The following is a 13,934-nucleotide window of genomic DNA, read 5'->3' as shown; positions in this document are numbered from 1 at the left end:
CGCCGTGGGACGGCGGGGCCCCGAGCCCGCGCCCGGAATCGTCGTCATCGACAAGCCTCAGGGCTGGACGTCGCATGACGTGGTCGCGCGCGTGCGCCGGCTCGCGCAGACGTCCAAGGTGGGCCACGCCGGCACGCTCGATCCCATGGCCACGGGGGTTCTCGTGGTGGGGATCGGGCGTGCGACGCGCCTGCTCACGTACATCGTGGGCCACGACAAGTCCTACGACGCGACCATTCGCCTGGGCGAGGCGACCGTCACGGATGACGCGGAGGGCGAGGTCACCTCGCGCGCCGATGCCTCGGTGGTGACGGACGATGCCCTGGCGCGGGGCGTCGCGGCCCTCACCGGCGACATCCTGCAGCGTCCGAGCGCGGTGAGCGCGATCAAGATCGACGGCAAGCGCGCGTACGCGCGCGTGCGCGGCGGCGAGGAGGTCGAGCTCCCCGAGCGGCCGGTGACGGTGTCACGCTTCGAGGTGGTCGACGTGCGTCGCGCGGGAGGGGTGGTCGACGTCGACGTGCGCGTCGACGTGTCGTCGGGCACGTATGTGCGCGCCCTCGCGCGCGACCTGGGCGCGGGGCTCGGCGTCGGGGGACACCTCACGGCCCTGCGCCGCACGCGCGTGGGCGGGCTCGACCTGTCGCGGGCCCGCACGCTCGAGGAGTTGGGCGCGCTGGTCGAGGCGGGGGAGACGCTGCCTCGTGTGAGCCTTGCCGAGGCCGCCGCCGCGACCCTGCCGGTGCTCGAGGTCTCCGACGACGACGCACGGGCGCTCGGTTACGGGCAGTTCATCGACGCGATCGTCGACGGCCCGACCGTCGCGATCGCGCACGGGCCGCGCGCGATCGCGGTGATCGAACCCAAGGGGCCGCGCGCGAAGCCCACGGTCGTCTTCGAGCCGGCCGCGGCATCGTCCGCTCCCGACGGTGCGGCACAATGACCGACATGCAGGTGTGGCGTTCGCTCGCGGAGATCCCCGATCTGGGTCCCGCCGTCGTCACGCTCGGCAACTTCGACGGGGTCCACCGCGGTCACCAGGCGGTGCTCGGTGCGATGGTCGAGGACGCGCGCGCCCGCGGGCACGTCGCGCTCGCCATGACCTTCGATCCGCACCCCAAGGCGGTGCACGACCCCGCGCACACCCCCGAACTCATCACGGGTCTCGACGACCGGCTCGAGCGTCTTGCCGCGACCGGCCTCGACGGCGTCCTGGTGGTGCGCTACACGCTCGACTTCGCGCGCCAGACACCCGAGGAGTTCGTGCGCGACTACCTGGTGTCAGGCATGCGCGCGACGAGCGTCGTGGTGGGCCGGGACACCAAGTTCGGACGCGGCAACGCGGGAGACGTCGAGACGATGCGCGGCCTGGGGGCCGAGCTCGGCTTCGAGGTGGAGATCATCGACGACGCGTGCGCGCTTTCGGAGTCGGGACGCCGGTGGTCGTCGACGTGGGTGCGCGAGCTGCTCGACGAGGGCGACCTGCCCGCCGCGACCGAGGTGCTCGGGCGCGAGCACCGGCTGCGCGGCACCGTCATCCACGGGGATGCGCTCGGCAGGGAGATCGGCTTCCCGACCGCGAACCTCGACCACACGGCCGGCATGATTCCTCGCCACGGCGTGTACGCGGCGTGGCTCACGGTCCTCGATGCGCGCGGCAATGCGAACGCCGGACGCCTCGCGGACGTGCGCCTGCCCGCCGCCGTGAGCCTCGGCATGAACTACACGGTGGGAGGCACGGACCTCCGCATCGAGGCGTACGTGATCGACGCGACGGGGCTCGATCTCTACGACGCCGAGGTCGCGCTCGACCTGGTCGAATGGCGCAGGCCCATGCTGGACTTCGGGTCGCTCGAGGCGCTCATTGCCGCGCTTGGCGAGGACGTCGACTGGTCCAGGGAGCGGCTCGGGCTGCGCGACTGAGGCGCCGCGGCGGAGTGTTACCAGGCCATTAAGTTTGGGTCCCGAAAGGGTCACGACCGCGACAGCGTCCGATTTGCGGGCTATGGTCGAAAGATGCCTGCCGCAAACGACGCGCTCGTGGTGCTGGAGAAGGTCAACAAGCACTTCGGGGACCTCCACGTGCTCCGCGACATCGACCTGCGGGTCGATCGCGGCGAGGTGATCGTCGTGATCGGGCCGTCGGGGTCGGGGAAGTCGACGCTGTGTCGCGCGATCAACAGGCTCGAGACGATCGACTCCGGCACCATCACGGTCGATGGCAGGCCGCTCCCGCAGGAGGGAAAGGCGCTCGCTCATCTGCGTGCTGACGTCGGCATGGTTTTCCAGGCCTTCAACCTCTTCGCCCACAAGACCATCCTCGACAACGTCACGCTGGGGCCGATCAAGGTCAAGGGCACGCCGAAGGCGCAGGCGCGCGCCGAGGCGATGGCGCTCCTCGAGCGCGTGGGCGTCGCGAACCAGGCGGACAAGTTTCCCGCTCAACTGTCAGGCGGTCAGCAACAGCGCGTCGCGATCGCGCGCTCTCTCGCGATGTCGCCCAAGGTGATGCTCTTCGACGAGCCCACAAGTGCGCTGGACCCCGAGATGATCAACGAGGTCCTCGACGTCATGACGGACCTCGCGCACGAGGGAATGACCATGATCGTCGTCACTCATGAGATGGGCTTTGCCCGCCGCGCGGCCAACCGCGTGGTCTTCATGGCGGACGGCGAGATTCAAGAGGAGGCGGATCCGGAGACGTTCTTCACCGCGCCCACGTCGGCGCGCGCGAAGGACTTCCTGTCGAAGATCCTCACGCACTGACCACCCGCACCGAAGCCAGGGCCCACAAGGCCGGGGAGAGGAGAAGGACATGATGATGCGGAGGAGGGCGGCCACGGCCGCATTCGGAGTGGCCGCGGCGCTTGCGCTCGCGGCGTGCTCGTCGGGCGAGGGAGAGCCGGAGGAGTCCGGCACTGCCGGCGGCGGTGAGATGGGCGAGTTCGCCGAGGGATCGACCATGGCGGCGCTCGCTGACGCCGGGTCGATCACGATCGGCACCAAGTTCGATCAGCCGCTGTTCGGTCTGCTCGCACCCAGCGGTGCTCCCGAGGGCTTCGACGTCGAGATCGGCAAGATCCTCGCCTCCGAGCTCGGGATCGACGAGGGCTCGATCGAGTGGGTCGAGACCGTCTCGGCCAACCGGGAGCCGTTCATTCAGGACGGCACCGTCGATCTGGTGGTCGCGACCTACACGATCAACGACGACCGCAAGGAACTCGTGTCCTTCGCCGGCCCGTACTACAACGCGGGCCAGGCACTCATGGTGATGTCCGACACGACCGACATCACGGGGCCGGATGACCTCGCGGGCAAGAACGTGTGCTCGGTCGAGGGCTCGACGCCCGCGGAGAACATCGCCACCAACTACCCGGACGCCAACCTGCAGCTCTTTGGCGCCTACACCGACTGCCTCGAGCCGCTGCGCAACGGGCAGGTCGACGTGGTCACCACGGACAACGTGATCCTCGCGGGCTACGTCGCGGAGTCCGACGGCGAGTTCATGGTGGTCGGCGAGCCGTTCACCGAGGAGCCCTATGGGATCGGCCTCGCACGGGAGGACACCGAGTTCCGCATGTGGATCAACGACGTCCTCGAGGAGATCTTCGAGGACGGACGCTGGCTCGAGGCCTGGAACGCCACCGCAGGCACCGTCCTGCCCGAGCCGGAGGTTCCCACGGTCGACCGGTACGAGATCGAGTAACGCCATCGCCGTGCGGTCCCTCGAGCGAGGGGCCGCACGGCATGTGCGGAGGAGAGCATGCAGGTCTTCATCGACGAGTTCGGCTTCATCTGGGGTGGCTTCCTCGCGACGCTGTCCCTGGCCGCCGCGTCCGGTGCACTCTCGTTCGTGTGGGGAACAATTTTGGCGACGATGCGCGTGTCGCCCGTGGGCCCGCTGCGCAGCGTGGGAACGGTGTACGTCGAGATCGTGCGCAATACCCCGCTCACGTTGATGTTCTTCTTCTGGGTCTTCGTCGCCCCCAGCCTGGGCATCGTCCTCGACCTCGGGTTCCGCACCGCGGTGGTCGCCCTGACGCTGTACACCAGCGCCTTCGTGTGCGAGGCGCTGCGGTCGGGAGTCAACTCGGTGGGACTGGGTCAGGCTGAGGCCGCGCGCAGCATCGGACTCACGTTCGGCCAGACGCTCACCCAAGTGGTGCTGCCGCAGGCGTGGCGGACCGCGATTCCGCCGCTGATCTCCGTGCTCATCGCGCTCACCAAGAACACCTCGGTGGCCGCAGGCTTCGCGTTCACCGAGTTGGTCGCGGTGCAGCTGCGCCTCATGACGCGCTATCCGACGGATGCGCTGTTCGTGTTCTTTGGCGTCGCGCTGCTGTACCTGGTGATCACGATCCCGCTGGGTCTCATCGCGGGACAGGTCGAGCGAAGGGTGGCGTTCGCGCGATGAGCGGATCGGTGCTGTACGACGCCCCCGGGCCGCGCGCCAAGCGCCTCGACCGGATTCTCAACGTGGTGTTCTCGCTGCTGCTCGCCGGGGCCCTCGCGTACGGGGCGTACGCGTTCTACCAGCGCGGGGTCTTCGACGAGCGCTGGGCGGTGCTGTGGGATCCCCCCAAGGGTCAGACGGCGGGCGACGTGTGGGGCTCGCTCGGCAAGGGGCTGCTCGCGACGCTTCACGCGGCGGCCGTCGCCGCGCCCCTCGCGTTCGCACTCGGCGGCGCGGTGGCGATTCTCAGGCGGGGTGCGCGGCTGCGCCTCCTCACGGGCAGCGCGGCCGTCACCACCGAGCTCGCGCGCGGACTGCCCGTGTTGATGCTCATGGCCCTCGCGAAGTTCGCGTTCGGCTGGGACGTGTTCTGGTCGGTCGTGTTCGGGCTCGTGGTCTACAACGCCGCCGTGGTCGCGGAGGTGCTGCGCGCGGGGCTCGCCGCCCTGCCTCGCGGTCAGCGCGAGGCGGGGCTGAGCATCGGGCTGTCGACCATGCGCACCACGCTGCTCATCGAGCTGCCGCAGGCGGTCCGCATCATGCTCCCCGCTCTCGTGAGCCAGGTGGTCGTGCTGCTCAAGGACACCTCGCTCGGCTACATCGTCGCCTACCCGGAGCTGCTGCGGGTCATCAAGACCAACCGCGACTACTTCGGTGACACGTACGTCATTCCGCTGTTTTTCGTGGGCGCGAGCGTGTACATCCTTATCAACCTCACGGTGTCGCGACTCGCGACCTACGTCGAGCGACGCCTCCGCGAAGGAGGCAAGGGGCGCGGGCTGATGCCCCCCGAGATCGGGCCCACCGGCCCGATCCCGCAGTCGGGTATCGGCGGACCCGCGCGCGATGAGGGTGCCCACGCGGGAGATCCGCTGTTCGGCCGCGGCCGTCCCGTGACGTCGACGCAGATTCCCGTGCGCAGGCCCGGCGAGGAACAGCCGCCGCGACGCGAGACCTAGCCGCGGCATCGTCCCTCACTCGCCGCCGACCGCCCGGTCGCGGGGGAGCGCGCCCGTCCGGTATGCTTGACCGTCGCCGTAAGAACGGCCGCGGTTTCCAGTGCCCCGGTGAACAGGCCCGGGTGCTCCGCGCAACGACCGAAAGAGAGAACACAGTGGCGCTCGACGCAGCAGTGAAGAAGTCCATCATGGCCGAGTACGCAACCAGCGAGGGCGACACCGGTTCCCCCGAGGTTCAGATCGCGATGCTCACGCAGCGCATCAAGGACCTCACCGAGCACCTCAAGGAGCACAAGCACGACCACCACACGCGTCGTGGCCTGCTCCTGCTCGTCGGTCGTCGCCGCAACCTGCTCAACTACCTGCAGCGCGTCGACATCGAGCGCTACCGCTCGCTCATCGAGCGTCTGGGCCTGCGCCGCTAGTCGCAGCCCCGCCAGGCGTCAGCCCGGCCGCTCCCCGCAAGGGTCGCAGCGGCCGGGCTTTCGCGTACCCGGGCCGAGGGCGACGGAGGCCGCCCGCGTGTCCCGACCCGGGCATCGTCCGCCCCGACTGCTACGATTGTTGCGGCCCGGTCTCCCGGAGCCACCCGATACAACCTGGCAGGCCAGCGGACGCTGATCCTCGGTGGTGATGGGCAGAATCCCCCGCGAGGCGGGGAGATTCTGAGCATTTCGACTGACGATCAGTGAGGGACTCGGTCCTGATCCTTGCCTGGCCTGCTCGAACGCAAGGAGCACCCTATGGAGGGTCCTGAAATCCAGTTCGCCGAAGCCACGATCGACAACGGTCGATTCGGCACCCGTACCGTCCGCTTCGAGACGGGCCGCCTGGCCCAGCAGGCCGCCGGCACCGTCGCGGCCTACCTCGACAACGACACGATGCTGCTGTCCGCCACCACGGCGGGCAAGCACCCCCGCGAGGGCTTCGACTTCTTCCCCCTGACGGTGGACGTCGAGGAGCGCTCGTACGCCGCGGGCAAGATCCCCGGCTCGTTCTTCCGTCGCGAGGGTCGCCCCTCGACCGACGCGATCCTCACCTGCCGCCTGATCGACCGTCCACTGCGCCCGACCTTCGTGTCCGGCCTGCGCAACGAGGTCCAGGTGGTCATCACCGTCCTGTCGATCAACCCCGACGACGCTTACGACACGCTTGCGATCAACGCCGCCTCGGCGTCGACGCAGCTGTCGGGCCTGCCGTTCTCCGGCCCCATCGCCGGTGTGCGCATCGCGCTCATCGACGGCCAGTGGGTCGCATTCCCCAAGTACTCGCAGAAGGACCGCGCGGTCTTCGACATGGTCGTGGCCGGCCGCATTGCCGGTGACGACGTCGCGATCATGATGGTCGAGGCCGAGGCCACCGATGACGCGTTCGCGCTCATCTCCGAGGGCGCCCAGGCGCCGACCGAGGCCGTCGTGGCCGAGGGCCTCGAGGCCGCGAAGCCGTTCCTGCGCGCGCTGTGCGAGGCGCAGATCGAGCTCGCGGGCAAGGCCGCCAAGGAGGTGCGGGAGTACCCGCGCTTCCTCGACTACCAGGACGACGTTTACGCGGCGACGGCCGGTGCCGTCGAGGGCGCGCTCGTCGAGGCGCTCACGATCGCCGACAAGCAGGAGCGCGAGTCGCGCCTGGACGAGATCAAGGCGTCCGCGCACGAGCAGCTCGACGCGCAGTTCGCCGGCCGCGAGGGTGAGATCAGCGCCGCGGTGCGTTCGCTCACCAAGAAGGCCGTGCGCCAGCGCATCCTCAAGGACGGCGTGCGCATCGACGGCCGTGGCCTCGCGGACATCCGTCCGCTGTCGGCCGAGGTCGCCGTCGTGCCCCGCGTGCACGGTTCGGCGCTGTTCGAGCGCGGCGAGACCCAGATCATGGGTGTCACCACGCTGAACATGCTCAAGATGGAGCAGCAGATCGACTCGTTTAACCCCGAGACGAAGAAGCGCTACATGCACCACTACAACTTCCCGCCGTTCAGCACGGGCGAGACCGGTCGCGTGGGTAGCCCCAAGCGCCGCGAGATCGGCCACGGTGCGCTCGCCGAGCGTGCCCTGGTGCCGGTGCTGCCGTCGCGCGAGGAGTTCCCCTACGCGATCCGTCAGGTGTCCGAGGCGCTCGGCTCGAACGGCTCGACGTCGATGGGCTCCGTGTGCGCTTCGACCCTGTCGTTGCTCAACGCCGGCGTGCCCCTCAAGGCCCCCGTCGCAGGCATCGCGATGGGCCTCGTGTCCGACACCGTTGACGGTGAGACCCGCTACGCGGCGCTCACCGACATCCTCGGTGCGGAGGACGCCTTCGGCGACATGGACTTCAAGGTCGCCGGTACCTCCGAGTTCGTGACCGCGATCCAGCTCGACACCAAGCTCGACGGCATCCCTGCCTCGGTCCTGGCCGGCGCGCTCAAGCAGGCCTACGACGCCCGCGTCCACATCCTCTCCGTGATGGAGCAGGCGATCTCCGAGCCCGACGAGATGAGCCCGTTCGCGCCCCGCATCATCACGGTGCGCGTGCCCGTCGACAAGATCGGTGAGGTCATTGGCCCCAAGGGCAAGATGATCAACCAGATCCAGGACGACACGGGTGCCGACATCTCGATCGAGGACGACGGCACCGTGTTCATCGGCGCCGTCGACGGCCCGTCGGCGGAGGCCGCGCGCGCGGCGATCAACGCGATCGCCAACCCGCACGTCCCCGAGGTCGGCGAGCGCTTTGTCGGCACCGTGGTCAAGACGGTCGCGTTCGGCGCGTTCGTCTCGCTGTCGCCCGGCAAGGACGGTCTGCTGCACATCTCGCAGATCCGCAAGCTCGTGGGCGGCAAGCGCGTCGAGAACGTCGAGGACGTGCTCGGAATCGGCCAGAAGATCCAGGTCGAGATCACCGAGGTCGACCCGCGCGGCAAGCTGTCGCTCGGCGTCGTCGAGGAGGCGGGCGCCGAGTCCGTCGAGTCGGACGAGACCGACGAGGCCTGATCCTCACTCAGCAGTGACGTCCGCAGGGGCGGCCGGGGCAACCCGGCCGCCCCTGCGGCGTCTCGGGGCGCGACGCCCGCTCGGCCACGGCATCGTCCTGTCGCCCGGCCCGACTAGGCTCGCCCTCATGCCTCACATGCTTCCCCTCGTGCACGCGGGCGCGATCGGCGCCGACCTCTCGATCGAACAGGACCACGGTGCGCTCATTCGCCGCTCGGTTCTTCCGGGCGGGGTGCGCGTCCTCACGGAGCAGATCCCCGGCATGCGGTCCGCGACCTTTGGCGCCTGGATCGGGGTGGGCTCGCGCGACGAGGCCCCCGAGCACGCCGGATCCACCCACTTCCTTGAGCACCTGCTCTTCAAGGGCACGGCGCGCCGCAGTGCGCTCGACATCGCGGAGGCCTTCGATCGCGTCGGCGGCGAGTCGAACGCGCTCACCGGCAAGGAGTACACCTGCTACTACGCCAGGGTCATCGACACGGATCTGCCGATGGCGATCGACGTCGTGCTCGACATGGTGACCTCGGCGCGGCTCGATCAGGCGGACTTCGACATGGAGCGCGGGGTGATCCTCGAGGAGCTCGCGATGAACGAGGACGACCCCGGCGACGTCATCCACGAACGCTTCACCGAGGCGGTGCTGGGCGGACACGTGCTCGGCCGGCCGATCGGGGGCACGCCGGAGATCATCCGTGCGGTGAGCCGCGACGCGGTCGACGCGCACTACCGCACGCACTACACGCCGGCGGGACTGATCGTGACGGCCGCCGGGGGAGTCGACCACGATGCCGTGTGCGCGTGGGTGGCCGATGCCCTGGCGGCGGGCGGTTGGGACCTCGCCGACGGCGTGGCGCCGGTGGGCCGCAGGGACCGTCACGCGCGGGTCGAAGCGACGCTCACGCCCGAGGTCAGGATCGCGCGCACCGAGCTCGAGCAGGCACACGTGCTGATCGGAACGCGGGGATTCTCCGCGACCGACGAGCGCCGTAGCGTGCTCGCGGTCTACAACGCGATCCTGGGAGGCGGCATGTCCTCGCGGCTGTTTCAGGAGATTCGCGAGAAGCGGGGTCTCACGTACTCGGTGTACTCGTTCGGGGCGCCGAGCACGGAGACGGGGGTGTTCGGCATCTACGCGGCTTGCGCGCCGGCGAAGGCCGACGAGGTCTCGCGGCTGATGGCGAGCGAGCTCGAGCGGATGGCGGAGGGCGTGACCGACGGCGAACTCGAGCGCGCCAAGGGTCAGATCGCCGGATCGATGGTGCTGCGGCTCGAGGACTCGTACTCGCGGATGTCGCGGCTGGGTAAGGCCGAACTCGTCTTCGGCGACCTGTGGTCGATCTCCGAGATGCTCGAGCAGGTGCACGCCGTGACCGCCGATCAGGTGCGCGCGCTGGCGGCGGACCTCGCGACGCGTGAGCGGGTGTCGGTGCGGGTCGGGCCGGCCTGAGTCTGAGGCGGTCACCGGGCGAGATGCCTGGTATTAGTTTTTCTTCGCCTGGAGGCGTGCCCCTTTTGTCGTGATTGTCTGACCCTGTGTGTTGACTGTTCTTATGGAACTTTCCCTCGCTGCCGTGGCCGCCGATGTGGCCGATGTGGTGGCTGGTGTGGTCGCGCAGTTGCGGGTGTTTGAGGGGCGGGAGTTGGGCGCGTTGTCGGATGCGGAGGTGGTGTCTCTGCAGGGCACGGTGGCGCGTCTGGCTCGTGTGGTGGAGGTGCCGGTCGCGATGGTGGCGGGGGAGGTGGCGCGGAGGTCTTCTCCTGAGCTGGGGGGTGGGTTGGCGCGCAGGCAGGGGTTTCGTAATGCGGTGGCGATGGTGGCGGCGGCGACCGGCGGTACGCGGGGTAGCGCCAGGGATTTGATCGCTGCCGGGACGATGCTCGATCCTGGCTCTTCACATCGTCCAGTCGTGGCTGACGCGTTCGCAGCGGGTGAGGTGTCGGCGGCGAAGGCGGCACTGGTGAGTGAGGTGATTGCCCAGTGCTCCGGTGAGGGACGTGACGGTGAACGCGCCGAGGTGGAGCAGGCGCTGGTCGTGAAGGCGAAGAAGGCGTCGCTGGAGGATCTGCGTCACGCCGGTCGCCAGGTTCTTGCCTCGTGGGATGTGGACCACACGCTCGAGCGTGAACAACGCGTCCACGAGGCCCGCTTTCTGCATTTCAAGGAAACCGTGGACGGCATGGTCGCGGTCAACGGGCTCCTCGATCCCGTCTGCGCGGCGCCGTTGATCGCGTTCCTGGATGCTCGGGTACGGGCAGGCTTTGCCCACAAGCGCGATGCGGGCGACACGTCGCGTGATCCGCGGGAGGCCGGTTGGATGCGTGTTGACGCCCTGGCGGACTTGGCCAGGCATGGGCTGCGCTGCACCCAACCCGGCACGGCGGCATCGACGACCGTGGTGGTGCGCGTGTCGGAAGAGGCACTACGGACCGGGCTGGGGGTCGGGGACTGCGACTCGATGGCGACACCCCTGACCGCGAAGCAGTTGAGGCTGATGGCGGTGGATGCCCAGATCCTGCCGATGGTGTGCGGCGGCGACTCGCTACCCATGGATTTGGGACGTGCGGTGCGGTTCTTCACGCCTGCGCAACGCCTCGCACTGATCGAACGCGATGGGGGATGTGCGTTCTGTCACGCCCCGGCCGCGTGGTGCGACGCGCACCATGTCAACGAATGGGACCGCGACCACGGCGAAACCAACCTGAGCGACGGACTCATGCTGTGTACCCGCTGCCACCATCGACTCCACGACGACGGCTGGACCGTCCGCACGTCGGCCACCGAAGTGTGGTTCATCCCACCAGCATCGGTCGACCCCACCCGCACCCCCATCCAGGGAGGCAAACACGCACTCGAGATCCACCCACCCCAAGCACCACCGCAGGCAGCATGACCACGCCAGGCCCCCACGCGTCGCGTGAGTACTTGCCGCATGACCACGCGCCGCCACCCCACGCCGCCCGCGCACGCCGTACTCGCGCACGTCGTGTCGCCGCGCGTCGTACCCGCGCACCCTCACCCCCCACCCAGATACCCCCACACGCGCGAACGCCACCGTGGCACCGCCTAGGCTGGTGGCCATGATTTCTGTCGCAGTGCTGGGCGCCGCGGGGCGCATGGGAACACACGTCGTGAATGCGGTGTCGGGGGCCGAGGGTCTCGAGGTCGTAGCTGCACTCGACCATGGTGACGACATCGCCGAGGCCGCCCGCGCCGGCGCCACCGTGGCCGTCGACTTCACCGTGCCCGACGTCACCGAGGCAAACGTCCACGCGCTGATCGACGCGGGTATCCATGCGGTGGTCGGCACCACAGGATGGACCCAGGAGGCGCTCCTCCGAGTCGACGAGCATCTTCGTGAGCGCCCCGAGCTCGGCGTGCTCATCGCGCCCAACTTCGCGCTGGGCGCGGTGCTGTCCATGCGCTTCGCCGCTGCTGCCGCCCGCTACTTCGAATCGGTCGAGGTGATTGAGCTTCACCACCCCGACAAGGTCGACGCCCCCTCGGGCACCGCTCTCCACACCGCCCGCGCCATCGCCGCCGCGCGAGCGGAGGCGGGGGTGGCTCCCTCGCCCGATGCCACGACTCACGACCCCGACGGTGCGCGCGGTGCCGTCATCGACGGAGTCCACGTGCACGCTGTCCGCCTCCGCGGACTCGTGGCGCACGAGGAGATCCTGCTCGGCAACCCCGGCGAGCAACTCTCGATCCGCACGGACAGCTTCGACCGCATCAGCTTCATGCCCGGAGTCCTGCTGGGCGTGCGAGAGGTCGCCCGCCACCCCGGCCTCACCGTGGGTCTCGACGGGTACATGTCGCTGTGAGTCTCATGCGCCGCCCGGCGCTCCTTGCCGCGACCGCGGTGACGGCGCTGCTCGGCATCTACGTCGCGCTCGTCGCCGGGCGCGCGGTCGTGCTGCTGCGCGACGATTCCCTCGTGGCCAAGGCCCTGGGCGCACTCTTCCTGGTGCTTCCCGTGATCGCCGTGTGGTACCTGATCGCGGAGTGGCGCCTGGGGATGGTGGTGCAGAGGATGGCGACGCGCCTCGAGGCGGAGGGTCGGCTCCCCCTGCACGACGGCGAGCGCACGCCGAGCGGCCGCCTCACCGAGGAGGCCGCCACCGATGTCTATGAGCTCGCACGCCGCGAGGTCGACCTTGCGCCCGAGGACTGGGTCGCGTGGTTCCACCTCGCCTTCGCCTACGAGGCGGTCAAGGACAAGGCCCAGGCGCGCAAGGCGCTGCGTTACGCCGCCGACCTCTTCCGGAGTGCGCGCTAAGCGAGGGAAGCGCGGTACATGACCTCGACGAGGTCACCCGCGGGCCCCTCGAGGGTCCGGCGGACGCCGCCCTCCGCCAGGCCCGCAGAGGAAAGGAAGGTGCGCCGCGCGTCGTCAGCCTCGAGCGTCCACGCCCTGACCTCGCTGCGGCCCTGAGCCCGGATCGTGTCGATGCACGCGGCGAGCAGCCGTGACCCGTGGCCGACCCTACGGTGATCGGGTGCCACCTCGAGCGCCAGGATCTCCGTGGGCGTGAGTGCAGCGAAGCCGACGACGTGGGGACCGTCGCACGCAACAAAGACCCGGTGTTCGCGGCTCGGCGGTTGGGCGATCGCCGTGGACCACTGGGCCCGCATCTGATCCGCGGCCAGATCCTCGATTGCGGCCCCCAGGCTCGCCCGCCACGAGGCCAACTGGATCTGCGCGATCGCCTCCTCGTCTCCGGGGACGGCGGGACGGGCGGAGACATCGGCGTGGATCATGCGGTCAAGACTAGGCGTACAGCACGAGCGTGGATGCATGGACGCGATCGCCACGGTGGTGGCGGCGGGGCTCGGCATCGGGACGCTGCTCATCGGCGCGGTGATTGCGGTGAGCTGGGACGTGTCTCGACGCGCCGTCGCGAGTGTCATGGCGTTCGGTGCGGGCGTCATGCTCGCGACGCTCGCGCTCGAGCCTGTGGTCGAGGCCAGCGAGGCGGGCGGCGTGTGACCGGTTGTGGTCGGGTTTGCGGGGGGATCCGTCATCTATGTGGCGGGAGACCGACTGGTGGCCCGCGTCGCCGCGCGCAGGGCCCGGCGCGAGCGCGCCTCGCGCAACATCACGTCGCGGCGCGGCGGAGACGCTCCTGGGGCTGGCGGCGCCTTCGCAGTCGGCGCACTGCTTGATGGAATTCCGGAGGCGGTCGCCATCGGCCTATCGGTGAAATTCGGCGGCACCATCCCATGGGCAGTCGTCGTGGCGATCGCGCTGAGCAACATTTCCGAGGGCCGCGCGGGAAGCGTCGCGATGCGCCGCGCGGGTCGGTCGCCCCGCAGCATCCTCGCGCTGTGGGGCGCTGTGGCCACGATCGCCGTGGTCACGGGTGTCGTGGGCGCCGGGGCACTCGCCGGCGTCTCGATAGCCATGCTCGCCATCATCGTGTCCGTAGCCGCGGGGGCGCTGCTCGCGATGGTGTGCAACGCGATGATTCCCCAGGCATTCGAAGAGGACCACTGGGCCACCGGACTCAGCGCCGCCACCGGATTCCTGGTGGCCTTCGTGCTGAACCACGTGTCGTAGG

At 69.5% G+C, this 13,934-nt stretch carries 15 protein-coding genes; 14 read left to right on the top strand and 1 reads right to left on the bottom strand.

Going from position 1 to position 13,934, the window contains the following annotated elements:
* Nucleotides 1-4 precede the first annotated feature (4 nt).
* From truB to ABEA62_RS06080, 12 genes are all read left to right on the top strand, one after another.
* Complete coding sequence (gene truB / locus ABEA62_RS06135; protein ID WP_286216396.1) at nucleotides 5-943, top strand: tRNA pseudouridine(55) synthase TruB; 939 nt, start codon at nucleotides 5-7, stop codon at nucleotides 941-943.
* A gap of 5 nt (nucleotides 944-948) precedes the next feature.
* Nucleotides 949-1,923, top strand: coding sequence for a bifunctional riboflavin kinase/FAD synthetase (locus ABEA62_RS06130; RefSeq protein ID WP_286216695.1), 975 nt, complete (start codon nucleotides 949-951; stop codon nucleotides 1,921-1,923).
* Between the two features lie 93 nt (nucleotides 1,924-2,016).
* Complete coding sequence (locus tag ABEA62_RS06125) at nucleotides 2,017-2,766, top strand: amino acid ABC transporter ATP-binding protein (RefSeq protein WP_286216395.1); 750 nt, start codon at nucleotides 2,017-2,019, stop codon at nucleotides 2,764-2,766.
* 52 nt (nucleotides 2,767-2,818) lie between these two features.
* Nucleotides 2,819-3,706: a glutamate ABC transporter substrate-binding protein gene (locus ABEA62_RS06120; protein WP_425557986.1), complete on the top strand. Its 888-nt coding sequence runs from the start codon at nucleotides 2,819-2,821 to the stop codon at nucleotides 3,704-3,706.
* A gap of 57 nt (nucleotides 3,707-3,763) precedes the next feature.
* Entirely contained in the window at nucleotides 3,764-4,414 is a 651-nt protein-coding gene (locus tag ABEA62_RS06115; RefSeq protein ID WP_286216393.1) for an amino acid ABC transporter permease, read from the top strand.
* A complete protein-coding gene (locus ABEA62_RS06110) occupies nucleotides 4,411-5,412 on the top strand; it encodes an amino acid ABC transporter permease (protein ID WP_345379113.1) in 1,002 nt (333 codons plus the stop codon). The genes ABEA62_RS06115 and ABEA62_RS06110 overlap by 4 nt, the downstream gene beginning before the upstream one ends.
* A 155-nt stretch (nucleotides 5,413-5,567) precedes the next feature.
* Complete coding sequence (gene rpsO / locus ABEA62_RS06105; RefSeq protein WP_286216390.1) at nucleotides 5,568-5,837, top strand: 30S ribosomal protein S15; 270 nt, start codon at nucleotides 5,568-5,570, stop codon at nucleotides 5,835-5,837.
* A gap of 318 nt (nucleotides 5,838-6,155) precedes the next feature.
* Nucleotides 6,156-8,375, top strand: a complete 2,220-nt coding sequence (locus tag ABEA62_RS06100) for a polyribonucleotide nucleotidyltransferase (protein ID WP_345379110.1) — start codon at nucleotides 6,156-6,158, stop codon at nucleotides 8,373-8,375.
* Nucleotides 8,376-8,502: 127 nt separating this feature from the next.
* Nucleotides 8,503-9,822, top strand: a complete 1,320-nt coding sequence (locus ABEA62_RS06095; protein ID WP_286216388.1) for a M16 family metallopeptidase — start codon at nucleotides 8,503-8,505, stop codon at nucleotides 9,820-9,822.
* Nucleotides 9,823-9,925: 103 nt separating this feature from the next.
* Nucleotides 9,926-11,266 carry a DUF222 domain-containing protein gene (locus ABEA62_RS06090; protein WP_345379106.1) on the top strand — a complete coding sequence of 447 codons (1,341 nt, stop codon included), beginning with the start codon at nucleotides 9,926-9,928 and terminating at the stop codon, nucleotides 11,264-11,266.
* A 187-nt stretch (nucleotides 11,267-11,453) separates the two neighbouring features.
* The gene (gene dapB, locus ABEA62_RS06085) at nucleotides 11,454-12,197 is read left to right on the top strand and encodes a 4-hydroxy-tetrahydrodipicolinate reductase (protein ID WP_425557984.1); all 744 of its coding nucleotides are present in this window, start codon (nucleotides 11,454-11,456) and stop codon (nucleotides 12,195-12,197) included.
* Entirely contained in the window at nucleotides 12,194-12,652 is a 459-nt protein-coding gene (locus ABEA62_RS06080; RefSeq protein ID WP_425557983.1) for a hypothetical protein, read from the top strand. Before dapB ends, ABEA62_RS06080 begins: the two co-directional genes overlap by 4 nt.
* Here ABEA62_RS06080 and ABEA62_RS06075 read toward each other — a convergent pair.
* Entirely contained in the window at nucleotides 12,649-13,134 is a 486-nt protein-coding gene (locus tag ABEA62_RS06075) for a GNAT family N-acetyltransferase (protein ID WP_286216384.1), read from the bottom strand. The genes ABEA62_RS06080 and ABEA62_RS06075 overlap by 4 nt on opposite strands.
* A gap of 37 nt (nucleotides 13,135-13,171) precedes the next feature.
* Here ABEA62_RS06075 and ABEA62_RS06070 point away from each other — a divergent pair, with 37 nt between their 5' ends.
* A complete protein-coding gene (locus ABEA62_RS06070; protein WP_286216382.1) occupies nucleotides 13,172-13,363 on the top strand; it encodes a hypothetical protein in 192 nt (63 codons plus the stop codon).
* A 39-nt stretch (nucleotides 13,364-13,402) separates the two neighbouring features.
* On the top strand, nucleotides 13,403-13,933 hold the full coding sequence (locus tag ABEA62_RS06065) for a ZIP family metal transporter (RefSeq protein ID WP_345379103.1): 531 nt from the start codon (nucleotides 13,403-13,405) through the stop codon (nucleotides 13,931-13,933).
* The last annotated feature ends 1 nt before the right edge of the window (nucleotide 13,934 follow it).

This window comes from Demequina sediminis, assembly GCF_039545075.1.
GTDB classification, from domain to species: domain Bacteria; phylum Actinomycetota; class Actinomycetes; order Actinomycetales; family Demequinaceae; genus Demequina; species Demequina sediminis.
The sequence above is the reverse complement of the archived record's forward strand: the minus strand, read 5'-3'. Positions and strand labels throughout refer to the sequence as shown.

Bases quoted from the DNA above. Each gene is read 5' to 3' on its own strand.
- ABEA62_RS06115 (WP_286216393.1), top strand. From the start codon at position 3,764: ATGCAGGTCTTCATCGACGAGTTCGGCTTCATCTGGGGTGGCTTCCTC.
- ABEA62_RS06125 (WP_286216395.1), top strand. From the start codon at position 2,017: ATGCCTGCCGCAAACGACGCGCTCGTGGTGCTGGAGAAGGTCAACAAG.
- dapB (WP_425557984.1), top strand. From the start codon at position 11,454: ATGATTTCTGTCGCAGTGCTGGGCGCCGCGGGGCGCATGGGAACACAC.
- ABEA62_RS06090 (WP_345379106.1), top strand. From the start codon at position 9,926: ATGGAACTTTCCCTCGCTGCCGTGGCCGCCGATGTGGCCGATGTGGTG.
- ABEA62_RS06100 (WP_345379110.1), top strand. From the start codon at position 6,156: ATGGAGGGTCCTGAAATCCAGTTCGCCGAAGCCACGATCGACAACGGT.
- ABEA62_RS06110 (WP_345379113.1), top strand. From the start codon at position 4,411: ATGAGCGGATCGGTGCTGTACGACGCCCCCGGGCCGCGCGCCAAGCGC.
- ABEA62_RS06130 (WP_286216695.1), top strand. From the start codon at position 949: ATGCAGGTGTGGCGTTCGCTCGCGGAGATCCCCGATCTGGGTCCCGCC.
- ABEA62_RS06070 (WP_286216382.1), top strand. From the start codon at position 13,172: ATGGACGCGATCGCCACGGTGGTGGCGGCGGGGCTCGGCATCGGGACG.
- ABEA62_RS06120 (WP_425557986.1), top strand. From the start codon at position 2,819: ATGATGCGGAGGAGGGCGGCCACGGCCGCATTCGGAGTGGCCGCGGCG.
- ABEA62_RS06075 (WP_286216384.1), bottom strand. From the start codon at position 13,134: ATGATCCACGCCGATGTCTCCGCCCGTCCCGCCGTCCCCGGAGACGAG.
- ABEA62_RS06095 (WP_286216388.1), top strand. From the start codon at position 8,503: ATGCCTCACATGCTTCCCCTCGTGCACGCGGGCGCGATCGGCGCCGAC.